Annotated in this window: 21 protein-coding genes; 7 read left to right on the forward strand and 14 right to left on the reverse strand. The window is 32.4% G+C overall.

Annotation, left to right across the window (positions count from 1 at the left end; translation table 11 throughout):
• Positions 1–22: 22 nt before the first annotated feature.
• The 3 genes from hpt to RWN11_RS00320 are packed head-to-tail and all read right to left on the reverse strand — an operon-like array spanning position 23 to position 2,493.
• Complete coding sequence (gene hpt, locus RWN11_RS00310) at positions 23–568, reverse strand: hypoxanthine phosphoribosyltransferase (RefSeq protein WP_314159804.1); 546 nt, start codon at positions 566–568, stop codon at positions 23–25.
• A 4-nt stretch (positions 569–572) separates the two neighbouring features.
• Positions 573–1,889 (reverse strand): tRNA lysidine(34) synthetase TilS, encoded by a 1,317-nt coding sequence (gene tilS / locus RWN11_RS00315; RefSeq protein WP_314159805.1) that lies wholly within the window; start codon positions 1,887–1,889, stop codon positions 573–575.
• Positions 1,879–2,493, reverse strand: coding sequence for a S1 RNA-binding domain-containing protein (locus RWN11_RS00320; RefSeq protein ID WP_314159806.1), 615 nt, complete (start codon positions 2,491–2,493; stop codon positions 1,879–1,881). The genes tilS and RWN11_RS00320 overlap by 11 nt, the downstream gene beginning before the upstream one ends.
• A gap of 609 nt (positions 2,494–3,102) precedes the next feature.
• On the opposite strand from RWN11_RS00320, the gene RWN11_RS00325 reads away from it, so the two are divergent.
• Positions 3,103–3,333, forward strand: a complete 231-nt coding sequence (locus tag RWN11_RS00325; RefSeq protein WP_314159807.1) for a hypothetical protein — start codon at positions 3,103–3,105, stop codon at positions 3,331–3,333.
• Between the two features lie 122 nt (positions 3,334–3,455).
• Here the strand turns inward: RWN11_RS00325 and RWN11_RS00330 are convergent, their stop codons facing one another.
• The 5 genes from RWN11_RS00330 to RWN11_RS00350 form a co-directional block, all read right to left on the reverse strand.
• Positions 3,456–5,327: a nucleoside-diphosphate sugar epimerase/dehydratase gene (locus RWN11_RS00330; protein WP_314159808.1), complete on the reverse strand. Its 1,872-nt coding sequence runs from the start codon at positions 5,325–5,327 to the stop codon at positions 3,456–3,458.
• Between the two features lie 331 nt (positions 5,328–5,658).
• Positions 5,659–5,910 (reverse strand): hypothetical protein, encoded by a 252-nt coding sequence (locus RWN11_RS00335; protein ID WP_314159809.1) that lies wholly within the window; start codon positions 5,908–5,910, stop codon positions 5,659–5,661.
• 2 nt (positions 5,911–5,912) lie between these two features.
• Positions 5,913–6,875 (reverse strand): CdaR family protein, encoded by a 963-nt coding sequence (locus RWN11_RS00340; protein WP_314159810.1) that lies wholly within the window; start codon positions 6,873–6,875, stop codon positions 5,913–5,915.
• An 11-nt stretch (positions 6,876–6,886) separates the two neighbouring features.
• The gene (gene cdaA / locus RWN11_RS00345; RefSeq protein WP_314159811.1) at positions 6,887–7,693 is read right to left on the reverse strand and encodes a diadenylate cyclase CdaA; all 807 of its coding nucleotides are present in this window, start codon (positions 7,691–7,693) and stop codon (positions 6,887–6,889) included.
• A gap of 419 nt (positions 7,694–8,112) precedes the next feature.
• A complete protein-coding gene (locus tag RWN11_RS00350; protein ID WP_314159812.1) occupies positions 8,113–9,279 on the reverse strand; it encodes a pyruvate kinase in 1,167 nt (388 codons plus the stop codon).
• A gap of 541 nt (positions 9,280–9,820) precedes the next feature.
• Between RWN11_RS00350 and RWN11_RS00355 the strand changes: the two genes are divergently transcribed.
• Positions 9,821–11,158, forward strand: a complete 1,338-nt coding sequence (locus tag RWN11_RS00355) for an MFS transporter (protein ID WP_314159813.1) — start codon at positions 9,821–9,823, stop codon at positions 11,156–11,158.
• 236 nt (positions 11,159–11,394) lie between these two features.
• Here RWN11_RS00355 and RWN11_RS00360 read toward each other — a convergent pair whose 3' ends face one another.
• Together RWN11_RS00360 and RWN11_RS00365 are read right to left on the reverse strand one after the other, a co-directional pair.
• Positions 11,395–12,489 carry an FAD-dependent oxidoreductase gene (locus RWN11_RS00360; RefSeq protein ID WP_314159814.1) on the reverse strand — a complete coding sequence of 365 codons (1,095 nt, stop codon included), beginning with the start codon at positions 12,487–12,489 and terminating at the stop codon, positions 11,395–11,397.
• Between the two features lie 191 nt (positions 12,490–12,680).
• Entirely contained in the window at positions 12,681–14,045 is a 1,365-nt protein-coding gene (locus RWN11_RS00365; RefSeq protein ID WP_314159815.1) for a hypothetical protein, read from the reverse strand.
• 564 nt (positions 14,046–14,609) lie between these two features.
• Between RWN11_RS00365 and pepF the strand changes: the two genes are divergently transcribed.
• Both pepF and ung read left to right on the forward strand, forming a co-directional pair.
• The gene (pepF, locus tag RWN11_RS00370) at positions 14,610–16,418 is read left to right on the forward strand and encodes an oligoendopeptidase F (protein WP_314159816.1); all 1,809 of its coding nucleotides are present in this window, start codon (positions 14,610–14,612) and stop codon (positions 16,416–16,418) included.
• 240 nt (positions 16,419–16,658) lie between these two features.
• Entirely contained in the window at positions 16,659–17,345 is a 687-nt protein-coding gene (ung, locus tag RWN11_RS00375; protein WP_314159817.1) for a uracil-DNA glycosylase, read from the forward strand.
• Positions 17,346–17,749: 404 nt separating this feature from the next.
• Here the strand turns inward: ung and RWN11_RS00380 are convergent, their stop codons facing one another.
• Entirely contained in the window at positions 17,750–18,379 is a 630-nt protein-coding gene (locus RWN11_RS00380; protein WP_314159818.1) for an O-antigen ligase family protein, read from the reverse strand.
• A gap of 333 nt (positions 18,380–18,712) precedes the next feature.
• Positions 18,713–19,891, reverse strand: coding sequence for an acetyl-CoA C-acetyltransferase (locus RWN11_RS00385; protein WP_314159819.1), 1,179 nt, complete (start codon positions 19,889–19,891; stop codon positions 18,713–18,715).
• Between the two features lie 227 nt (positions 19,892–20,118).
• On the opposite strand from RWN11_RS00385, the gene RWN11_RS00390 reads away from it, so the two are divergent.
• Positions 20,119–20,958, forward strand: coding sequence for a hypothetical protein (locus RWN11_RS00390; RefSeq protein ID WP_314159820.1), 840 nt, complete (start codon positions 20,119–20,121; stop codon positions 20,956–20,958).
• A 169-nt stretch (positions 20,959–21,127) separates the two neighbouring features.
• On the opposite strand, the gene RWN11_RS00395 is transcribed toward RWN11_RS00390, so the two are convergent.
• On the reverse strand, positions 21,128–22,396 hold the full coding sequence (locus tag RWN11_RS00395) for a hydroxymethylglutaryl-CoA reductase, degradative (protein WP_314159821.1): 1,269 nt from the start codon (positions 22,394–22,396) through the stop codon (positions 21,128–21,130).
• A gap of 11 nt (positions 22,397–22,407) precedes the next feature.
• Complete coding sequence (locus RWN11_RS00400; protein ID WP_314159822.1) at positions 22,408–23,577, reverse strand: hydroxymethylglutaryl-CoA synthase; 1,170 nt, start codon at positions 23,575–23,577, stop codon at positions 22,408–22,410.
• Between the two features lie 463 nt (positions 23,578–24,040).
• Here RWN11_RS00400 and RWN11_RS00405 point away from each other — a divergent pair, with 463 nt between their 5' ends.
• Both RWN11_RS00405 and RWN11_RS00410 read left to right on the forward strand, forming a co-directional pair.
• Positions 24,041–24,667 (forward strand): superoxide dismutase, encoded by a 627-nt coding sequence (locus RWN11_RS00405; protein ID WP_003144226.1) that lies wholly within the window; start codon positions 24,041–24,043, stop codon positions 24,665–24,667.
• 364 nt (positions 24,668–25,031) lie between these two features.
• Positions 25,032–26,126: a metallophosphoesterase gene (locus RWN11_RS00410; protein WP_314159823.1), complete on the forward strand. Its 1,095-nt coding sequence runs from the start codon at positions 25,032–25,034 to the stop codon at positions 26,124–26,126.
• Positions 26,127–26,278: the final 152 nt, after the last annotated feature.

Below are 26,278 nucleotides of genomic sequence, written 5' to 3' on the forward strand. Positions count from 1 at the left end.
ACCTTTTTTGATTAAAATATTATTATGAGTAAATCTCTTCTTTTAGAACACCGATATAAGGTAAGTTTCTATATCTCTCATCATAGTCTAAACCAAATCCTACTAAGAATTCATTTGGTGAAACTATACCGATGTAATCAGCTTCAACATCAACTACACGAGTTTCTGGTTTGTCTACTAATGAAGCACATGCTACAGAAGCTACTTTTCTTTCTTTTAAGTTTTCAATAAGTGCTTTAAGAGTTCTTCCTGTATCTACGATATCTTCAACGATAATTACGTGACGTCCTTCAATATCCATTCCGCAATCTTTTTTGATTTTGATTACACCAGAAGATTCAGTTCCTCCATGATAACTAGATACATCCATAAAGTCAGTAACTACGTGAATGTCAATGTGTTTTAAAAGTTCTGCCATAAAAGGTAATGCCCCTTTTAATGTACAAATTAAAACAGGACATTTATCTTTATAATCCTCTTCAATTTGCTTAGCAATTCTTTTACTAGCAACTACGATGTCCTCGTGTGTAAATAGAACTTTCTCGATATCTTTTAATAAATTTTCCACTGTTTTATCCTTTCATGTTTATATAATAATCATATTTTTTGTTTTTGTTGACTTTAGTATTTATTCCTAAAACTCCTAAAACCCCATCTTTGTTGCGAATTACTGGAAGTTTGTCTCTAAGTTCCTTGGGAATCTTTTCATCGATAAAAAGACGTGAAAGTTTTTTGCTAACCTTACCTCTTTGAATTCGATCGCCATCCCTCTTAGTCGTAACTATCAAAGGCAAATCCTCTTTATTAAACCCAACCTCAGATGAGCTATTAGTTGTCGTTATTAGAAAATTACTCTGATGAAATGTATAAACTTTATTAATATCCACTTCATCTATTATTAATTCTATCTTATCATTATAACATTTTTTTTCGATTTTATGAATATAAATACTATTATATTCGCTAATAATTTTTAAATTATTTTTCAAATCATAACTTTTATTGTTATTTCTATTTTTCAAGTCTTCTATTATTGTAAAAAGCGCTCTTTGTTTCACATCAAAAATACCGAAATTATTTGCTAATATATCTCGTAGCAAGAAATAAATCTCTTCTTTGGTATTTTTTAATAATTTTTTCTTATCTAATTCAACTTTATCTTCTTCCAGTGAAATCATATAGTTATTTTTAGCCTCTAATACTTTATGTTTCAACTCAGTATTAATATTTTGATAATAACTAGAAAAATTAATCAAATTATCAAAACTCGCTGCATTTACATCGTTTAACAATGGTATAATATTATGTCTTATATTATTTCTAGTATAATCAGTGTCGAAGTTTGTTGAATCTACATAGTATTTCAAGTCATTTTTATCAGCATACTGCTCAAGGTCTGCTTTTAATACATTTAATAGTGGACGATAAACTTCTAGGCTTCCAATGCTCGTCTTCTCTTCTATCATCAAATTATAATCCACACTACGTCCACTAAGTAGTCTCATAAGGATATTTTCTACCTGATCATTTTTGTGATGAGCAGTTATTAACTTCACGCCGCCTTCTAATGAAGACATTTCCTCAAAAGCTTCATAACGTAGTTTTCTTGCGAGCATTTCCTCTGATGTATGACTATCTCTTGCTAAATCTTTCATATTTAGCTCTTTTTTGTAGAACTTAACATTGTAGTTTTTAACAAAATTCTCTGCAAACTCGGCTTCTTCATAAGACTGCTCTCTTAGACCATGATTTATATGGAACGCCACTAATTCTTTATAACTCTCTTTGTACTTTGTAACAAGCAAATGAAATAAAGCTATAGAATCCACTCCCCCTGATAGACCTAGTGCTATTTTATCAGTTTTTTGCCATAAAATATTAATGTCCATCTAGATAACCTCTTTCTTGAAGTTCTTTCTTAATTTTTTCGAACTTACCTTCAGCTTTCCTTGTAGTCGCAATTATATCTTCTAATAATCCTTCTGGTGCTGGAGGAATTTCTTTTTTTTCTTCTTTCTCCTCAGATAACTCGGTAATATTACTCTTCTTACCTTTCCCTACAGAAATCTTCATATTTCCTATAAATTGAAGTTTTTTCAAGTCTTTTAGAGTTTTTGTCTCCTGTTTAGGCTTCTGATTTTCTTCCTGCGCTTCTTGTTTTTTCTGAACTTCAGGTTGTTCTTTAGCTTCTTTTTTAATCGGTGATTTCGGTTTATTTTTCTTTTTATTCTGTTTTTCTTTAGAGTTTTTCTCTACTTTTTTCTTCTCACCTTCTGCTTGTTTCAACTCTTTTTGGGTTAAAATCACTAAAGAATCCTTTGTACTCTTCTCCTCGGCTTTAATAACAAAACCAACAGAAAAAATCTCTTCTAGCTTTTTCTTTTTACCTATAAACATATTTTCCTTTGGTAAAAATGCATCTTTGCCATTTTCTAGCTTTATATATAATCCTTTGCTTTCAACTTTCGTTACCTTACCTGCAACTTTACTCATTTAATCACCTCACTATCAATTAGAAAGGGAGCGACTCAAAAATCGTGATTTCGTAGAAATCGATTTTTCAGAGTCACCCCCGCACAGTTTATTAGATATCTAAAAAGCTTTTATAAAGCGATTTTAGATATCAATAAACCACTGCGTCTATGAACTCTCATATACACTTTGTTAAAATTTAGGTCTTTCGGGTCAGCCCCTACATCTTAAATCTTTTCTATTTATTTCACTTAAATATTATACCACACTATATTCATCTATTGAAATATCAAAGATAATCCGGGAGAGTAATATAACCCGTTATACTTTATTCCTTCGCAACTAAAAAACACCAACTTCAAAAAAGTTATTCTTCTGAAATCAGCGCTCAATTATTAAATCTTCTTCTAAATAGTGTTGTGTTAACTATCTCTAGTAAAAAACACCACTAATCTTTATTATACCATAAAAATAAAGTTTTTATCAGTCTTTAATTTTTAAAGTTTTTATGTTATGTTAAAGTTACTAAAGGGGCTGACTCGATAAAATCTTGTTTCTTAAGAGATTATAGTTTTTGAGCCACTCCATATTCATAGTAAATACGCAATACGCGATTTCAGGGAGGTTGCTATGGTAAACGCAGAAAAAATAAAAAAAAGATTTTACATATTTCTAGTATTCTATGTTTTATTTGGTATCGCGCTATTATCAATATTAGATAGAGAACTTGGTTCAGATTTCAAACAAAAATACAAAATCATATTATTTGTGATTGAAGTATTTTTTATGAATTTACCTATGCTGCTAGCTTTGATTATAAATAACTATATAGCTAAAAAAACTAAAAACGTAGAAAAATAACACTCTCTAAAACTAGCTAGCAAGTGATGCTCCAAAATCTTGTTTCTTAGAAATCAAGATTTTCAAGTCATTCCTATAGCTAAAAAGGCGACTCAAAATCACTTTTGAATCGCCCTTCTTTTTTATCCGTTATAACAATTTATTATTTCAAATAACTTGCTACGAATTTCTTCATTTGTTGAATGTCCTAACATTGATTTCAACTCTACTAGTTTTTTATCTAGTTCCTCAACGTCAATATCTAAGGTTGTATTTTTATAAATCATTTGGTTATCAGTCTTTTCACTGCTTTCGTAATCAAGCGATAACTCTTCATACATTTTCTCACCAGGTCTTAGTCCGATTTCTTCGATATCTATATCTTTATATGGTTCTAATCCTGATAGTTTAATTAAGTTTGTCGCAAGATCTATAATCTTCACGGGTTCTCCCATGTCTAATAGGAAGATTTCCCCTTCACTTGCGTAATATCCAGCTTGTAGTACCAACTGCGCCGCTTCTGGAATCGTCATGAAATAACGAATAATATTTCTATGTGTAATTGTGATAGGTCCACCTTTTTTAATCTGTTCTTTAAATATAGGAATTACAGAACCATTTGAACCTAATACATTACCAAATCTAACAGCAGCAAATTTCGTTTTGTACTTATTACCTTTTGATTGTAAAATAATCTCTGTTAAACGTTTCGAAGCACCCATAGCATTCGTAGGATTTACCGCCTTATCTGTAGAAATCATAATAAATCTTTCTACTTCTTTTTCGATGGCTACATCCATAACATTTTTTGTCCCAAAGACATTATTTTTAATCGCTTCTTGTGGACGACGTTCCATTAAAGGTACGTGTTTATGCGCTGCCGCATGGAACACTACGCTCGGTTTATACTTATCGAATACCTCAGCTAACGCATCTTTTTCACGAATACTTACTATTTCAGAAATATAATTTATATCCTCGTATTCCTTACTATGTGATTTTTCAAAATCTAAATCACGTTCTAACATATATAATGCATTCTCGTTAACATCAACCAAGACAAGTTGACTAGGTTTGAATTTGAATATTTCTCTTACAATCTGGCTTCCAATCGAACCACCAGCACCCGTAACAAGGATACTCTTTCCTTTAATATAAGAACGAATCTCCCCTTGAGAAAGCTTCACTTCTCCACGTCCTAATAAGTCCTCGATAGATACATCTTTTAAGTGTTTAGAAATACTCTCTCCGTCTTCTACAGCAACACCAGAACTCATTACCTTAACACTAACACTAGCTTCTTTCAGAACATTTAATATTCTATTTTTATTATAAGCACTAATCGAAGGAATGGCTAAGAATACTTGTTCTACCTCATATTTTGGAATAAGTTTTAGTAATTCATAAGTTGTCCCAACTACTGTAACACCACTAATTACAGAATTTTTTCGGTTATCATCTATAAGACCAACTACATTAGCACGGAAAATATTATTTTTAGATAACTCTTTTAATAATATGTACCCCGCATCTCCCGCTCCGATTATAAATGTATTTTTATAAGTACTAGATCCATACTTACCAGCTTCTCTCTCACGTAAGGCACGATATAACATTCTTGTAAACATCATACCCGCTATTATTAATAAAGGTGAGAAGATAGCAAATCTAACATTTGAAAATGTATCAGGTAGCATATACTGATAAAGAATACTCGTAATCAAATCCCCAAGAACTACTGAAATACAAATATTTACTATCTCATTAACACCTAAGTATGACCATAGTGATTTATTAGTACCAAACAAATAAAAACTAAATGTATATATTACAAGTGACATCACAAGAAATTCTAATATTTCAATATAATGTCCATTTAGTAAAGCAAACGGATCTGATGCCTTACCTAAAAATATCGATGCCAAAATACCTAACGTAACCGTTAGTAGGTCTAATAACATGATAAGTTTAAATCTATGATTTATATATATTTTTGATGAAAATAGTCTATCCATAACATCTCCTACAAATTTACCAAAGAGCTTAAAGGTTGACTAAACCAAAATCCTAAGTAATCACAATAGTTTATCTATATCTAAATATCTAATAAAGATACTTATGACAAACAATAAACTATGCGGGGCACAAAGAGTGACTCAAAAATCGTGATTTCTAGAAACAAGATTTTGTCGAGTCACCCCCGCACAGTTTATTAGATATCTAAAAAGCTTTTCTAAAGCGATTTTAGATATCAATAAACCACTGCGTCTGTGAGTTCTCATATACACGTTGTTAAAATTTAGGTCTTTTGGATCAACCCTCGCTCCCTCTGCTCTTCTTCATATTTTAAAACAATCTATAACCAAAATAACCTGTCGCAGCAATAATAATACACAATATCAAAATGCTGATTTTTCTAGTTTCCTTGATTACTTTTATCTCTACTATTTTTTGAACTATTAATATAGTTATAGCTACAAAAATCGCAGTAGTCTTAACCCTTTGATTTTCTATAAACATCGTCGCAATTATTATAGCTAAACTAAGAACTGTAACAAGCATATTAACAGCCATAAATATTAATTTTTTATCTGCCATAATTATTTTTTCCTTATCTTAATTGTTACTTTAACAATCGGTGTATCCGTCGCAATTCGAATATTTTCTTTAGGATAAATCTTCAAATTGCTACGTTCTTCTATTTCTTCTTTAACATCACTTAAATCGACATCAACAAACATCTCTGTTATCCTAGCTAAAGCTACTGTATCTTCTGCCCTAATGGTTACTTTAGAAACATCCGCAGTCGCACTAATCAGCTCTAATCCTGATGGAAGAGTACCTATAGTATTTACCTCTAAAGGAACTTCTTTTTCTATATTTTTAAGTTCGATATTCATAACCGTTGAATTTGGCTCTATCTGAATGTCCTCAATCTTATTGTAATCACTATCATAGGCTACTAACTTAGCTTCTTCTCTAGTATTTCTATTAAGTTTCGTACGAGTATCACTCTCCGCACGAACCTCATTTATTCTATCAAGACTCTCTATAGCTCCAGAAATCTTAACAGTCGGATTAGATACACTAAGTTTATCTACCTCATACCCAATCAATAGACGTTCTTTTTTTACTATCGGTGTAACCTTAAACTCTTTTGTCGCTTTTTCTCTAATAGATATCGTTATTGTAGATGGTTCCGCAGTTCCATCTACACCTCTTTCTAAACCTTCTATCTCAATTCTAACCTTCTGATCATCGCCTATTTGGGCATTTCTAAGATTCAATTTCGCCTTGAAATTTTTAGCAATACTTTCTTTCTGAACCTTCGTTTGTGTCCCAGATAATTTCACAGATACAGTATTTGGAATACCTACTACATAAAGTTTATCTCTGTCATAATCAACATCCAGTGGAACATCGCTTACCCAAGCCGTTGCATTATCACTAGTATTATCTCCGAGAACAGAGAAGTTTTTAAAATTCTCATTAACCGATAAAAACAATAGTATCGCTATTAAAAATGATATTAACTTTAACTTATTATTTTCTTTTAGTTGCATAATATCACCTCTTATTTAATTATTTTCTCTTGTTGTTTCCAATTTTTCTCCAAAAATTTCGTTAAATCCTCTGTTGAAAAATCCGAAGTTAAAATTCCATTTTGACAAACGCTAATCTTTCCTGTTTCCTCAGATACAGCGATTATTATAGCATCTGTAACTTCAGACAATCCTAAAGCAGCACGGTGTCTTGTTCCATAGCTACTAGCTATTGATCTATTATCCGATAGAGGTAGAACACAGCTCGCAGCACGAATCTTATTTTCATCGATTATCATAGCACCATCATGCAAAGGTGTATTTGGAATAAAAATATTAATTATAAGTTCATTCGTCACCTCAGCATTGACCGTAATCCCACTTTCTACATACTCATCAAGTCCCGTATTATTTTCCAGTACGATTAACGCACCTATTCTTCGGCGCGCCATATGTCTAGATGAATCGACAACAGCCTTTATAATATGTTCAGTTGAATCTTTCTGAACATCTTTGTAGTTAATATTGAAGATATTAGACAGCTGTACCCTTCCTATATATTCAAGAGCTCGTCTTAATTCCGGTTGGAATATAATCATTATACCTAATACTCCCCAAGTTACCACTTGTTCAAATATGTATGTCATCGTCCTAAATCCGATAAAGTTAAAGAATATTTTTAATCCAATAACAATTAAAATACCCTTAACAAGTTGCATACCACGAGTACCTTTTAATAAACTTAGTAGTTTATAGACTAAAAACCAAACTAATAGTATATCCAATAAATGAATAATTAGTGTTAGCGTACTTACTCCTGATAAGTATTCAGCTATCATAAATAATCTCCTTCCTTTGATTAATAATATCATTACCACACATAATATGCCTATAGTTATACGTATAGCAATCCATATTCAATTATATCATAAAATGCAAACGTTGTGCTATTTTTTTATAAAAGAAAAAGGGAGTGACTCGACAAAATCGTGATTTCGTAGAAACAAGATTTTGTCGAGTCACTCCCGTAAAGTTTATTAGACATCTAAAAAGCTTTTATAAAACGAATTGGGATATCAATAAACCACTGCGTCTATAAGTTCTCATATACTTTGTTAAAATTTAGGACCTTTTTATCAGCTCCGCAAAATACCTCCGGTAATTTTAAAACTATAACATGTAGAACACCGCCTACTAAAAACTATGATAAATAATTTAAATATAAATGTTCAAACCTACCGAGTATATTAACTTCTAATTAATCAACTTTGCTTACATATACAAAATCTGTAGGCGGCACAATACCTTCCCCCGTATCTGGTTGACCTGCAGTTATTAAGATGAGATCAAAAGCTTCAGCTAGTCCAGCTTTTTTAGAATATAAAGCAGCATTACTTAACATTTCTTCCATACTTAACATCTTAGGTTCGATGAACGGCACTATTCCCCTAGTAATAATTAACTTTCTAGCACTTTCTCTATCAGGTAAAACCGCTAGTATAGGCACATTTGGACGATACCTCGCAATAAAACGAGCAGTTGCTCCTGACTTCGTATAGGTAACAATATTTTTTACATCTACTGATTCTAAAAGGTGTTTGGTTGTCATTGAAACAGCGTGAGAAATACTCATTTTATAGTCATCAACTTCGAATCTTTCGGCATCAACAGCATTATTTTTTTCAACAGTTCTTATGATTTTATCTACGACCTCTAATGCTTCACACGGATAATCCCCAATCGCAGTCTCCTCTATTAACATAACCGCATCAACACCATCAAAAATTGCATTCGCAACATCAGATACTTCAGCTCTTGTCGGTCTTGGATTATAAACCATAGAATATAGCATTTGAGTTGTTAAAATAACTACTTTCGCAGCTTCGTTAGCTCTTCTTACAATATCTTTTTGAATTCCCGGTAAATCTTCATAGGGAATGTCTACCCCAAGTTCATCACGATTAATCATAATTGCATCTGCAATCTTTAGTATTCCATCAAGATTCTCATAACCGTCTTTACAATCTATTTTAACTATAACCCCTATATTTTTTCCATGTGATTTAATAAGCTCTTTCACCTTTGTAATTTCTTCTAAGTTACCAACAAAAGGACACGCAACAAAGTCGACGTCATTTTTACAAGCAAAATATATTTTTTCTTCATCAATTCTAATAAGTTTATATTTATTCTGAGCATATATGTGATCCACATCATAAATTATAGCTAAATCTCTACCTACTTCTTCTCTTAAAGACTTAATCTTCTCTATTCTCTCGATATTCTCTTCATTACTTCCATAAAAAGAATCTATCAATACAGCATCCGCTACACCCTCTACTATTTTTCGTAATACTTTATCAGTTGCATCGCCTAGAGTGGCTATTATTTTAGAATTTCTAATCATAATCTTATACCTATCCATACTTTAATTTTCACTTTTATTATAGCACAGCGAATTATAACACACCATAACCTAAATATTATAACAGATTTTAATACTCTCTATTAATATAACAAATATTATTATTAAATATAAACAAAGTATTTATATTAAAATTCCGCAACCGCAATAATTTTGTTTTTCAGCTGCATATTAAATTATTGTAAATTTTAAAATATAACTGGATATATCGTTTTTACCATTGAAATTAAAAATACTAAATAAAAGAAAAAACCTTACCTAGTTTGTAAGGTTTTTTCTTACATTTCAGGCTACATTTGTAGCTATTTTTATATGTGAATTGTGAAAAATATTTACAAAGTTCATTTTCATGAAAATGCTATATTTTCACAAAATATCAATATCCACTATTTAAACATTAAGAAAAAAATAATATTATCTAATATTTAAAAAACTATTGACAACCTCCCCTCTGTAGTATATAATTTTACATGCTGATATAACACATAGTTTTCAGTTATTCAAATTTATATATACAATAATTCTAGGAGGAACATATTTTATGTTATCATTTTTAAAGCCTAAAGCTAAATCACATACAGTTCCTGCCGATAAAGTTATGCCAACTTATAAAAAATTAAGATTTATTTCTTTCCTTGGAGTATTCCTTGGATATATGGCATTCTATATTGTTAGAAATAACATCAGTTTATCGAGTAGTGATCTTAAAGCATCTTTAGGAATTTCTAAAACTCAAATGGGTGCAATCATGAGTTACATGTTACTTGCATATGGATTAAGTAAAGGATTCATGAGTAGTTTATCAGATAAAGCCGATCCAAAAAAATATATGGCTCTTGGACTTTTCCTTTGTGCATCTGTAAACTTAGCACTTGGAGTTAGTCACACTGTATTCTTAGTATCAATCTTAGTAATCTTACTAGGACTTTTCCAAGGTATGGGAGTTGGACCAGCATTCATCACACTTGCAAGCTGGTACCCTAAAAAAGAACGTGGTCGTATGACTGCTCTTTGGAACATCTCTCACAACATCGGTGGAGGAATCGTAGCAAGTATCGTTACATTAGGTTTCTTCATCTTTGGTAAAGAACACTGGAAATTAGCATACTACGTATTCCCAGCAATTATCGCTATTATCTTCGTTATCATCATCCTTGTTTTAGTTAAAGGAAAACCAGAAAACGAAGGTCTACCAACAATGGAAGAAATCACTGGTGAAACTCAAAAAGTAGAAGTAAAACACGTACCAGAAGAAGCTGCAAACTTAAGTGCAGGACAAATCTTCGTAAACTACGTATTAAAAAACAAACACGCTTGGTATGTATCTCTAGTTGATACATTCGTATACTTAATTCGTTTCGGATTAATCTCTTGGCTTCCAATCTACTTATTAGAAACTAAAGGATTCACAAAAGGACAAATGGGTATCGCCTTCACATTATTCGAGTGGGCTGCTATTCCATCAACACTTCTTGCTGGATACCTATCTGATAAAGTATTCAAAGGTTACCGTATGCCTCCAGCAATCGGTGCAATGGTTATCATTTTCTTCTGTCTAATCGGATATTGGGAAAGTACTTCTCTAGTATGGGTAATCGTATTTGCCAGCCTTTCTGGATGTCTAATCTATGTACCACAATTCTTAGCATCAGTTCAAACTATGGAAGTTGTTCCATCATTTGCTGTTGGTAACGCAGTTGGTCTAAGAGGATTCATGAGTTACATCGTGGGTGCTTCATTCGGTACTTGGTTCATCGGATTCGTTGTTGACCGTGTAGGATGGTCTGGAGGTCTTTATGTACTTCTTTCATCTGCAGTTCTTTGTATCGTATTCGCAGTACTAAGTCACCGCGGAGCTAAAGAATTAGCACATAAATAATTAACAATTCAAAACATTAAAAAGCACTGAACAAAATCGTCCAGTGCTTTTTGATTGTTAGGGGCTAACCCAAAAGTCCTAAATTTTAACAAAGTGTATATGAGAACTCATAGACGCAGTGGTTTATTGGCATCTAAATTCTCTTTATAAAAGTTTTTTAGATATCTAATAAACTGTGCGGAAGTGACTCTAAAAAATCGATTTCTCCGAAATCACGATTTTTGAGTCACTCCCTCTTACTTACATGTTATGTAGTTTTCGATATTGTAATCTTGTGGATCTAGTTCTATATTATTACCTAAAATAATATTCGCTATACTATAGCCTATTATTGGACCTGTAGTTAAACCTGAAGAACCAAGTCCACTAATCGCATAAACATTTTCTAATGTTGGAACTTCACCAAAGAACGGAGAATAATCACTAGTATAAGCCCTAATTCCAACGCGTTCATTTATTATCTGAGCATTTTTTAATTCACCTAAGAAGTTCTCCGCTTCTTCACCAAAAGCATCAAGTCGCTGTTTATCAACAGTTAAATCAAAGCCCATATCATTTTCGTGCGTCGCTCCAACACTAACAACACCTTTTTCAAATGGAATAATATCCAATTCACCCTCAGGCATAATAACCGGATAAGAGCCTGTATTCTCATCAGAAACTTTATAATCTCTTAGTTGACCTTTTTGCGGACGAACATCAACATCAAAACCAAGGGGCTCTAATATATCTTTTAACCACGCACCAGTCGCAAGAACAACAGTATCAAAAACCTGTCCATTAATCTCATATTTATCTCCCACAATCTTTAGACTAACTTTTTCTTTAACAACATTAGCTTTCGAGGCAGTAAGTAAGGTATTAACGAACCTCTCTCCTTCTACACGTCCACCACCACTCGCATACAGTACGTCTCCATTGTTATTGAAGCTAGGAATTATCTTTTGAACCTCTTCTTTTGAGATTATCTCTAAATTTCCTATCATCGGTGATAATTCTTTACGACTTTCAGCAAGTTCTTTTAACTCAGGTAGCTTATCTTCATTTTTTTTCAATAAATATACTCCGCATTGTGAATAAAAGTCAGTATTATAACCAGCCACTTCTAAATCTTTAACTAATTTCAAATAAAAATCAGCCCCTAATCTAGCCATTTTATACCAAGGTTTATTACGTCTTTTAGAAAACCACGGACTTATAATACCAGCCGACGCTTTTGTAGCTTGACCAACGCCATAATCAAAAACTACTATTTCATTTTTTTGTTCTTTTGACAAATAATAAGCACATGTAGCTCCTACTATTCCCCCACCTACTACTGCTATTTTCATAAGATACCTCGCTTTTTTTAATAAATCTACTAATTAAAATTATAACTCAAAAAATTTATAGAGTAAACTTTAACTTTAAAACGGATATAGTATAATTATTACGGAAAGGGTAGAAAAAAGAAGTACCAAGTTTTTTCTCGATACTTCTTCTTTACTGTTATTTTTAATCAGTACTTCCACTCTAATTTTTATTATCTTGCTTTTTGACCGTCATTAAATATACCATCTTTACTATACATATACACTGCATACCCTACTGCACCATCTGGTTTTGTTACTGAGTACCAAGCATATCCATGAGGAGTGTTTTTGAAATAATCATAATCAACTATACCATCTAAATATTTTTGGTCTAATGCTTTACTTCCACTCTTCCAAGCCTTATCAAAATCATCTTCATTGTCAAATATCCCAAGGTCACCATCTACATTATAGTCCCCTGTGATTTTACCAAATGTAAACCCCCACTCTTTAAGTTGCGCACGAGACCACTTAACATTAGCTGGCATACCAGCTTCAAGATCTGTATTTTTAGGAGTTACCACTGGAGTTACTGGCTTAGTAGGCTCTGTTGGAGTCACTACAGGTTTAACAGGTTCTGCTGGTGTTACTACTGGAGCAACTGGTTTAGCAGGCTTATCTGGAGTTACTACAGGTTCATCTGGAGTATCAGGAATAACCGGCTGAATTGGTTTGGCTGGCGCAACTGGTTTAGTAGGATTTAGTGGTATCCTAGGTCTTGTTGGTACTACAGTATTAATAGTTTTTACGTCTACCTCAACTGCATAATCTTTGTCTAATACCGCAGGGAATCCTTCTAATTTATCCGCCACAAAGTTGTACTGTTTAAGTACTTCTTTTACATACTCAAGACTTACTTTTGTACCAGCATCAACATTTTTGTAAACACCTACTGTAAATACACGAGGTTGACCGTTTAGTGTTACGTGTACATTTACTTCTAGATTTACTTTCTTAGCATTAGGATTAATTGGTGTAGTCGGCACCGTTGGTGTTACCACTGGGTTAGTTGGAACTGTTGGATTTGATGGAGCAGTTACCACTGGAGCAACTGGGTTAGTCGGTTCAGTTGGCGCTGTTGGTGTTACTGTTGGTGCAGTGTCTCTATTATCATATTCAAAGCTTACGCTACCTTTAATTTTATGTCCTCTTACTTCTTTATTAAAATCTACTCTATCGCTCACAGCAGTAGTTTTCGGTAAAGATTTAAGTTTATTTGAATCTTCTTCAAAATTAACTTGAATTTCTTTCACCTCTCCTGCTTTCAAATCTCCAAAAGAAACAACCTTACTACCTGCAGTATCTACTGAATAAGTTGTTCTAACATTTTGAACATTTGAAGACGCACTAACACGAATTACTGCACCAGCTTCATTTTCTAATACTTCTGCATTTACTCTATTTGTTGAAAGTGCATTTTCTTCTTGTTTGTCTTCTTTGGCATTAACTACATTTTGTATATTACCTGTAAATGATGTTACAGATAAACTTGCAACCGTTATTGCCGATAAAACTCTTTTTGTATTTTTGTTCATTATATATACCTCCATAAAGTATCTCTTCTATAATTAAATTATAAAAAATTTATTTAATCATGAAAAAAATAATTGCCTTTTATACTCTTTTAGCCATTATTATATCAAAAAAAAAAAAAAATCAATGATTTTTTATATGAAAATAATTCATTCATAAAGAATCAGAATAATTATAAGCCCATTAAATCTAAATAGCTATTAAATCAAAACTTTCTTAATTATATTTTTCATATAAAGCAAAAAAGCGCAACTCAAAAATTATCTATTTTTAAATTAATCTCTCTATAAATATTTCCGTGAATTTTTGCGTCATTTAACATTTTTTTACGATAAAAAACTCTTTCAATTTATCATCATAGTTTTATTTTTTTACCTATTTTCCGTAACAATTTAACTTTAAACAAAATTTTTTAAGAAAAATTATATCAAAGTCTTTCTAATTTCTATACAAACTACACGATACTCTTTCTTGTTATTAATATTTTATAGACTTATATCTCATATCATATTATAATAGTACTTAAGTCAAATGACTATAAAATTATAATTTACAGGAGGTAAACTATGACTGAAATAAAATTAATACCAAGAAATGAAGTTGAAGAGAAATATACTTGGGATATGACTCTTCTATATAAAACTGATGAAGATTTTAAAGCGAGCCTTACAAATATTAAAAAAGAAATCTTAGATTTCAAGGCTACTTACGAAGGAAAATTAACGGATCACGCTACTTTAGATACTGCCGTTAAAAAATACGAAGAACTTTATGAAGAATATTATAAACTATCTCACTACGCTGAGTTACCAATGGCGGTAGATAGATTTAATGACAATGTAGTACAAAATGTAACACTATTTGAAGATGTTTCTACTTTATGGGCAGGGAATTTAAGTTTCTTCGACACTGAACTTGTAGAACTAGATGAACAATTCATTAAAGATTTCGTGAAAAACTATCGCCCTGATTTAGAATACTACTTCGAAAAAATCGTTCAGGAGAAAAAACATACATTATCAAAAGAAGCTGAACAAGTAATCGCAAACTACGAAAGCCTTCCTGGTTACTACAATCTATATGAAGTAACTAAGCACGAAGATATGCAATTCGACAGCTTTGAAGCTAATGGAAAAACTTTCGAAAATAGTTTCGTACTATACGAAAACTTACACGAAATGGATAATGACACTGAAGTTCGCCGTAATGCTGCAAAAAGTTTTTATAAAACACTAAATGCTTATAAAAACACTTCAGCAAACGAGTATATTTCACAAATCAAAAAAGAAAAAATGCTTGCTACAATGCGTGGTTATGATAGTGTTATCGACTACCTATTAGCTGCTCAAGATGGTAACCGTGAACTATATGATCGTCAAATCCGTACTCTTATGACAGATTTAGCACCTCATATCCGACGTTACATTAAGCTTCTAGCTCGTGAACACAAAATTGAAGATATGCAGTTTGCTGATTGCAAAATAAATCTTGACCCTGATTTCGAAGTTGATATGACTATCGATGAATCTCGCTCCTACCTTAAAAAAGCCCTTGGTGTTCTTGGTGAAGACTACGTTAATATGATTGATGAAAGTTATGACAAACGTTGGACTGACTTCCCTCAAAATATAGGAAAAAGCACTGGTGGATTCTGTGCAACTGTTCCTAATGTAGCTGGATTTATCCTTCTTTCTTGGACTGGAAAAATGAATGAAGTTTTCGTTCTTGCTCACGAGCTTGGACATGCATATCACTTCATGAGTACAGGAAAACACCAAACAATGTTAAACAACGATTGTCCACTTTACTTCGTTGAGGCACCATCAACTTGTAACGAAGTTATCGTATCTAACTACCTACTAAAAACTAACACTGATGCTCGTTTCAAACGTTGGGTTATTAGCAACATGATTAGTAGAACATACTTCCACAATATGGTAACACATTACTTAGAAGCTGTTTATCAAGATAGAATCTACAAAATGGTAGATAACAATGAAATGTTAACTGCTGATGTTCTTTCTGAAGTAAAACGCAACGTTATGGAAGAGTTCTTCGGAGATAGTCTAGTAGTTAATGAAGGTGCAGAGCTTACTTGGATGAGACAACCTCACTACTACATGGGTCTATATCCATACACTTACTCTGCAGGATTAACAATCGGTACAGCTATCGCTAATAAGATTGATAATGACAGTTCTTATGCCGACACTTGGTTAAATGTTCTTTCTAAAGGAAGCAGCATGTCAGCACTAGATCTTTCTAAACTTGCAGGTTGTGATGTAAGTACTGATGAACCACTTAAAGAAGCTATCGCTTATGTTGGTCACCTAGTAGATGAACTATACAACTTAACAGATGAATTAAATAAATAAGGAGTGACTCAAAAATCGTTATTTCGTAGAAATCGATTTTGTCGAGTCACCCTCGCACAGTTTATTAGATATCTAAAAAGCTTCTATAAAGCGAATTTAGATATCAATAAACCACTGTGTCTATAAGGAATGGCTCGACGAAATTAATTTTTTGTAATTAATTTCGTCGAATCATTCCTATTTTATTATATATATAACTATGATATACTTTAACAAAGTAGTAATTTTAAGGAGTTTTATATGCATAGCAGTTGGAATGAAGTAATAAAAAATTATCCAAAAATAGATGAACTTAATAAATTGATAGAAAAAATAGATAAACAACGTCTTACTACAACAATCTACCCTCCAAAAGAACAAGTTTTTAGAGTTTTCGACTTAGCATTAGAAGATATCAAAGTCGTAATATTAGGGCAGGATCCCTATCATAATCCCAACCAGGCTTGCGGATTAAGCTTTTCGGTCAATGATGACGTCCCACTTCCTAAAAGTCTTATAAATATTTACAAAGAGCTTCATGATGACTTAGGTATAAATCCAGCAAAAACAGGAAATCTCGAATCTTGGTTTAATCAGGGGGTATTTCTTCTTAATGCAGTTCTTACTGTTGAAAAAAATTCTCCTGCGAGCCATAGTAAAATGGGATGGGAAAATTTTACGGATTACATAATTGAAACTATTTCTGAAAAAAATGAAAATGTAGTCTTTGTTTTATGGGGAACTTACGCAAGAAGTAAAAATAGATTAATTGATTCTTCAAAACATATGATTATTGAATCAGCACACCCGAGTCCACTATCCGCATACCGTGGCTTTTTCGGAAGTAAAGTCTTCTCTCAAATTAATGATTATTTAGAGTTTCACAATAGAAAAACTATAAACTTTGAATTAAAAATGAAAACAAATGAGCAAATTTCATTTTTTTAAAAAACTTTAAAAATTTTAAGTATATTTTAAGTACAAGGTTTATAATAATTACCTAAACAAAAGTAATGAAATTTCATTCTTAACGACACTTGTCGTTTCTCCCTTTTAAGTTTGAAATTATTTTTGTTTAAACCAATATTTCGGTTAATTCTTTATGATATTAACAGATAATAAAACTTTTTAATTTTTTTCATAATGTGGCTTGTCGCTCCCTAGGCAAGCCATTCTCCCTTTTAAAGAGTTAAAAAACTCTTTTGTTATTTGTATATAAGATTAGATATAAACAAGCAAGTAATTGCTTAGAACTTAATTTAGTTCACCAAAAAACGTGTTCCCCAAACACGTTTTTTTATTATATTTTAAAACAAAAAATCTCAGACATTTTGTCTGAGATCTTTTGTCTATTATGCTGCTCTTCTATACCCTGCTTTTTGGGCTGCTTCTTCTGAACTGAAGACTAATAAGTTTTTAGCTGCGATATTATTGTAAGAAGGGTGTGTTGGTGTATAGTAATAACCATTCTTTTTACTCGCTCTAACTACGACTTTTCTAGGTTGCTGTACCTGTTGTTGATTTTGAACTACTTGAACAACTTCTTTTTTCTCACTATCACTCTCATTTATTCTTTTTTTCGATGGAGGTGGTGGGGCTATCTGTTGTTCCTTATTCTCTGATGAATTTTCTTCTTTTTTCTCTTCAGAAGATTGTTCCTCTACTTTTTTATCACGTTCTTCTTTTCTCTCTTGGAAAGTTTTTCTTTGTTCTTCCTTTTTAGCATCACTAAAATGATTAGTCATTAACATTGTTAACATCATAACAAGTGCACTTACAGTACCCAAGACAACTTTTTTTAAACGTGTTTTTCGTTGGATAAGTTTTACAATAGGCGGGCACAATAACACAAGACTTAGTACAAACACAACAATAGCATAGCCAATGCCGTGAGTAAACACCATACTAAGTGATATTATCATAAATACTAAAAAGATAAACCACAAAATAACTTGTCCATGTTCTTTCATGAATTTATTCACAATATTTCTCCTTAAAAATAATCACTTACCTATTTTAACACTTTCTTAGCTAATAGACAATTATTTTTATAAATAACTATATTTTCTATAGAATTTGTTAATTCCCAAAGTAAATTCCAGTTCAAAGTAAACCTGGAATTTAAACTGAAACTTATATTGGGAATTCAACTCTTATATAATTTACACCTTTTTAGACTTAGTTGACTCAGAAATTCATAGCCTCAGCGATTTATTAATATCTAAATTCACTTTTTAATCACCTAATATACTTTGCGAAGTAACACTCCAAACTCGATTTCTAGAAAATTACGTTTTTTGATTCACTCCCTAAAATTATTTCCTAGAAACAACCATAGAGATACCTTGACCTCCACCTATGCAAAGAGAACATAGCCCTTTTTCTTTATTATCTTTAATTAGTGCATGTACTAATGTAACTAAGATACGACACCCGCTCGCTCCTATTGGATGTCCTAGTGCTATTGCACCACCACGCGTATTAACCTTAGTCGGATCTAGGTTTAATAGACGTGTTACAGCTATGGATTGCGCTGCGAAGGCTTCGTTCATTTCGAATAAATCAATATCTTCAATATTTAAATTTAATTTTTCTAGAACTTTTTGTGTTGCAGGTACTGGTCCTAACCCCATTACCTTATTATCTAGACCTGTTGAAGCGTAACCTTCAATGTAACAAAGGACATCTAAACCTAATTCTTTAGCACATTTTTCACACATTAAAATAACACAAGCAGCTCCATCGTTAATACCCGACGCATTCCCGGCTGTTACAGTTCCGTCTTTTTTAAAAGATGGTCTCAGCTTAGCTAGACTTTCTAAGCTACTATTAGCACGGACATATTCATCCACATCAAAGGTAATCTCCTCACGTCTTGTTTTAATAATTATCGGAGCAATTTCCTCAGAAAATAGATTATTCTCGATTGCTAAGGCTGCCTTTTTTTGACTCGCTAGAGCAAATTCATCTTGTTCTTCTCTTGTAATACCATATTGCTCTGCGATATTTTCGGCAGTAATACCCATGTGATAATTTTCAAAAGCATCAGTCAGACCGTCATTAATTATGGTATCTTCTAATTCAAAACTACCAAGTTTTTGACCAAAACGAGCATTTTTCGTATAATGTGGTGCTGCACTCATATTCTCTACTCCGCCACAAACTACGATATCATTGTCCCCTACCATAATAGATTGAACTCCAAGCACAACACTCTTTAATCCTGATCCACAAACTTTATTAACAACAAAGGCACTTTTCTCTTTTGGAATACCTGCATTAACTGCGATTTGTCTAGCTACATTTTGACCAAGACCAGTCTGCAATACATTACCGAATATAATTTCATCAACAAGATGTGGATCAAGATTTATACTTTCTAATGCTTGTTTTACAAGATCTCCACCAATTTTCGCAGCAGAAGCATCTTTTAAACTACCTCCGAAACTTCCTATAGCAGTTCTTTTAGCACTTACAATAGCAACTCTATTCATGTTTTTTATCTCCTAAATTTAGTTTACTAGTATATTTTACTATAAAAATCAGGCTTCTTCAAATAATGTTATAACACTAGACTGATTCTAAAAATTACACCACTGTAATATTTATTAAACAGTTTTGTAATGTAAATGTAATATTTTTGTAATAAAATATTGTTTTTTGTAACTTATAGATGTATAATATAAGTATAAAGAAGTTATACAAAAAGAAGGTGGAGAATATGAACAAACTTCTAAAAACAACAGGTGTATTTATTTTAGGAATAGGGCTTATGACTGGCTGTACAGATAAGGTAGCACAAAAAATTGATAATAATATAACTAGCGAAGTAATAACCACTGAAGAAACACCGACTTCTTTAGCTAATCTACAAAAAGAAGTTGAACATATTAAACAAGAAGATACTAACGTTAATGCAAATATTGTAAATAACAAACCTAGCGTTCAAGTAGAAACTCCTACTATAAATAACACTACAATCCAAAACACTACTCAGACTAGAAAACATGACTTAGCTAAAGCCGGAGAAATTTTACAACCTATGGCATACGGAATGCTAAATCTACAAGGTAGCAGCACTGCTAATGTAGTGAGATTTATCGCTAGTAACGATGGTAGCGATAGTGTAGTAAAACAAATGACATTAACTAAAGTTTTAGACTTACTAAATACATACAATGCACAAACATTTCATAAACAAGATGTATTACAAAGATTACAAAATGATAAAGACATCGAATTTATTCAATTAAATGATAGAGTTGCTGATTTTAGCAAACAAAATTTAGAAAAATTGATGAATCATAAAAATAAAGTAGTATACTTCGTAAAAGATCAAGTCTTTTTAGCTAAAAGTGATATTGGTTACGGTGGTGCTACTGATGCAATCTTCATGCCGGTGGAAAAATGGGAAGTTAAAGGAGATAGAGTTCTTATTCCATACGAAAACATCGCTACTAGAAAATCTGTAGGTATGATGACACTTCGCTTAAACAATAAAAACTACGAAAGCGGAGCAAATAGAACAATGTATTACGTAGAAAAATTCGAATTATATTAAAAGAACAAGGCATTGATTCAAAAGTCCCAAAATTTAACAAAGTTCATATGAGAACTCATAGACGCAGTGGTTTATTGGCATCTAAATTCGCTTTATAAAAACTTTTCAGATATTAATAAACTTTACGGGAGTGACTCACGATTTTTGAGTCACCCCCGTTTTCATTATTTTATTTACTATATTTCTCTACTATTTTCTTAGCGCTAGCTAAGTTCATGTGTTTTTCTTTTCTAAGTTCTTCTACAATTAATTTAATATTATCATTAGTAGCTCCAGCTAAAATCGCTAAAGATTTTGCGTGTAATTTCATATGACCTTTTTGAATTCCATCTCCTACCAACGCTTTTAGCGCTGCTAGATTCTGGGCTAATCCGACAGAAACAAGTATACTCGCTAATGTTTTCGCATCTGGATTATTTAATAATCCTCTAGCAACTTTTACAGTAGGGTTGATGCCAATAGAACCACCTACACTAGCAACCGGCATAGGTAAGGTAATTTCCCCTACAAGAACTTGAGCCTCTTCTTCACAGCGCCACGTAGAAAGTCCTTGGTATTTACCATCTTTAGCTGCATAGCTTTGACATGCCGCTTCTATAGCTCGCCAGTCATTCCCACTCGCTATTACAACACTATCAATACCATTGAAGATACCCTTGTTGTGAGTAGCCGCTCGATAAACATCAGCTTTAGCAAACTTACTAGCCAGTTCAATTCTTTTCGCAAGATACTCTCCATTTTCTCCTAAATTTTCGAATGGAATAGCACATTTTGCTGTAACTAGTGAACGTGTCGCATAATTCGATAAAATCGCCATTAAAGCTACACCTTCAGTCAATGATTCTAACGATACTTTAAGTGCTTCTAGCATAGTATTTAACATATTTGCCCCCATCGCCTCTAAAGTATCAACGATAAGGTAAACAACTACGAAATCTATTCCATCTTCTGATAGAACTTTAACCTCGATATCACAAGCACCTCCACCACGAGCCACAATAGACGGATAAGCTTCATCCGCTGTTTTTAAAAGCAAATCTTTACTTTGTAAGATACGTTTCACAGCTTCATCAGTATCCGCTATGTTATATAAAGCTACATGCCCTACCATCTTCCTATCTAGTACTTCTGTTTTAAAACCACCAGACTTCGCAACGATTTTCCCAACATTACTACAAGCAGCAACTACCGATGGTTCTTCCGTAACGAATGGCACCACATATTCTTTATCATCAACGACAAAATTTGGCACAACGCTAAAAGGTAGCGAGAAAGTTCCTATTACATTCTCAACCATATTATTAGCCGTATCGAAGTCTAAAACTTCATTATTTTTTAAAACAGAAAGATATTCTTCACTTAAAATACCAGCTTGTTCAATAACCTCTAAGCGTTCATTAATATTTTTTTTATAAAATCCACTCCAAATTTTTCCCATGATTTCCTCTATTAAAATTGTTTTTTATATACTCGCTTATGATTTTCTATTTTTTCTAAGATAAATCTGCTCTCATCTTTAATATCAGAAATATCTAAGTTTCCTTCGTTGTCAACTGTAGTATCTCTGAAGAACATTTTTTCGTATTCATCTATTGAAATACGTGTTCTCTTATCAAAATCATCAAAACGATTATTTCTTAATTGATCTTTATAACCCTCTACTAAAGTTAAACTGAACACTTCCGCAACAGCTCCACTTCCATAACTATATAAACCTATCTTGTTCCCTGCTTCTAATGTGTTATTATTTTCAAGTAGTGATAATAACCCTAAAAATAGAGATCCTGTGTATATATTACCTACACGTTGGCTATATAAAATAGACTCATTAAAACGAGCAAGTAATTCTTCTTTCTTCTCTTCTTCAGCCTGTTCTAATAATAGAGTTAAACCTTTTAATCCTAATTTAGGATATGGCAGGTGTAAACATACCGCTGAAAAGTCATTAAGGCTTTGTTTAGTTTTTTCAATATATCTATTCCAAGTAGTTGTTAAACAATCAAGATATTGTTCAGTAGAAAATCTTCCTTCTACAAAAGCATATTGTGAATAGTTCGGACGCCAGAAGTCCATAACATCACGAGTTAAACAAACATTATCATTATTGAACTCTAAAATTCTTGGATTACTGCTTACTAACATAGCACAACTTCCTGCGCCTTGTGTAGATTCTCCAGAAGATTTAACACCGTATTTCGCAATATCACTAGCGATAACCAGTACTTTTGACTCTGGGTTATTCATAACATGATTTTTAGCGAAATCTAAGGCAGCAGTTGCTCCGTAGCATGCTTCTTTAACTTCAATAGCGCGCGTAAATGGTTGAATATCTAATAGCCCATGAATAAATACTGAAGAAGCCTTACTTTGGTCAACTCCAGACTCAGTCCCTACGATAATCATATCAATTTTTTCTAAGTCATCTTTGTCTAGTATATCATATGCAGCTTGTGCTCCAAGAGTTACTATATCTTGAGACACAGGAGGAATACTCATTTCAAGTTGTAATAAACCTTTAGTGAATTTATCAGGTTCAATTCCTCGAGCTGTTGCTAAATCACGAATATCTAAATAGTAATTTGGCATTGCAAAACCAATCTTATCAATTCCTATTTTCATTATCTAATTCCTTTCGATTAATTTCGAATCATTTATCTTCAAAAATTTCCAACTATATTATACTATTAAACTCTTAAAAATTAAAGTCTAATAACCATAATCTTTCTTTCATTGTTAAAACTTTCTATATAGATACTATTGTATAAGATTTTTCAAAAATAGTCCATAGATAGCCGTAAAAAACGATAAAACTTGAATATATCTTTTATAAAACAGATAAATATATCATAAAATCATCAACACAGTTACCATTTATATTTCGTTAATTTCTAAATTTAATAATTACCTCATCTCGTCTTCAAAAGTTTCCCTCCCTTACTCCTTTAATTAATATCATTACCATGTTTGAAAAATAGTTTTTTTTTATAAAAAAATTTTTTTGTAAGCATTTTTGTTGTTTATTTTTAATATTTTTCTTATAATAGTTATATATTGATTAAAAAACCCTTGGAGGATTATTACTATGACATTTAAATTACCTGAATTACCTTATGGATTCGATTTCTTAGAACCAGTTATCGACGCTAAAACTATGGAAATTCACCACGACAAACACCACGCTGCTTACGTTAACAACTTAAACGCAGCTTTAGAAAAACACCCAGAATTCGAAGCTAACTGTATCTGTGGTCTATTAAAAAACATCGATAGCGTTCCTGCTGACATCCGTCAAGCTGTTATCAACAATGGTGGTGGACACCACAACCACAGCCTATTCTGGCAATCACTAACTAAAGCTGATTCTTCTGAATTCGCTGGATTAGTTAAAGAAAAAGTTGAAGCTGAACTTGGTGGATACGAAGAGTTCGTGAAGAGTTTCTCAGCTGCAGCTGCTACAAGATTCGGTAGTGGTTGGGCATGGCTTGCTTTAGATAAAGAAGGTAAATTAGTTGTTACTTCTACAGCTAACCAAGACTCTCCATACTTAACAGGTCTTACTCCAATTCTTGGATTAGACGTTTGGGAGCACGCTTACTACCTAAACTACCAAAACCGTCGTCCAGACTACATTAAAGAATTCTTCCGTGTTGTAAACTGGGATTTCGTTAACGAACGCCTAGCTAAACACTTAGAAAAATTAGGTAAATAATTACATAGATAAAAAAGCTATCACATGATGGCTTTTTTATTTTTTATCGAATTAATTTATCTTTCTTAGTCTATGTTTATCTGCTCTTTCTTGTCCAACCTAATTTAATGACAATTTAAGCTAGATAATGTATAATGAAAAGCACTCTGTTAGGGCTGACCCAAAAGTCCTAAATTTTAAAAAAGTGTATATGATAACTCATAGACGCAGTGGTTTATTGATATCTAAATTCGCTTTATAAAAGCTTTTTAGATATCTAATAAACTGTGCGGGGGTGACTCAACAAAATCTTGTTTCTCAAAAATCATGATTTTTGAGTCACTCCCTTACATTTGTTATTAAATAGTTTGAAGGAGAATTAATATTGAATAATTGGAAATTTATCGCTGGTTTTATCGGGGTATTCGCAGTATATGAAATACTCGTATTTCTGATGTGGCTAGGCTTAAAATGGATGATCTCACCTTTTGTTCCCCCTAAGGTTAAATTAGCTATTGGTATAGCGCTATTTATCGTTGCTAATTTTTCTATCGTAGCTTATATGCTGAGATTAGGTGCACCTTGGGTTAACTACGGAAACGTTTGGTACTTCTACTTCCTAAACGGTGCTGTCATAGGTGTTATTTTATTGGTCGCTAAGTTATTACTGAAAATCCTTAAATTAAATCTTTCTCAAGGAATTAGTTTAAGCATAACTGCTCTATATTTATTAGGCATGACTGCTTTGGGACTATTTTGGGCATACTCACCTACTGTAATTAATAAGACTATTAAGGTTGATAAACATCTTGATAATCCTGTTAAAATTGCTATGGTCTCTGATCTTCATCTTGGAACATTTTTCTCAAATCCACAACTTGAAAAACTGAACAAGATTATTGATGAAGAGAAGCCAGATGCTGTAGTTATCGCAGGAGACCTTATGGACGATGATATGGTTATGTATAAAAAACGCAATATGCAAGAAAATCTAAGCAAGCTAAAAGCTCCACTAGGCGTTTATACTACGATGGGAAATCACGACCGTGACGCACTAGAAATAGTAGACGAAGTTAAAAAGACAGGAATAATCCCACTATTTGATGAAAGTATTGCTATTAATAATGATGTTACTTTGGTTGGGCGTAAAGATAAGAGTGTCAGTCGTGATAGACTTGATACTGCTGAACTGCTTAAGAGTATTGATTTAAACAAGACTATCGTTCTTGTAGATCATCAACCTGATGCTGTTGATTATCACGCTACATTACCTATAGATGTTCAACTCTCAGGGCATACTCACCGTGGACAACTATGGCCGTTAAACTTCATCACAGATGTAGTTTATACACTAGATCATGGCTACGCGAAAATTAATGGTAAACATTTCTTCACTTCTGCGGGTTATGGTTTCTGGGGCCCACCTTTCAAAACTACAGCTCGTAGTGAAGTATGGATGATTACTATTGAAGGAAAATAAATAGTTATGTATAGAAGAAACTCAACAATTCGATTAATAAAAATCGATTCGTTGAGTTTCTTGTTTTTCCTATCTATTTTTTTTAAAAATCTCTATCAGTTTTTTTGCATCTTTTCCATTTAAAAAGTATGCTTTTCTTAATGCTGCAATAT

Source organism: uncultured Gemella sp. (genome assembly GCF_963519265.1).
Classification (GTDB): Bacteria; Bacillota; Bacilli; order Staphylococcales; family Gemellaceae; genus Gemella.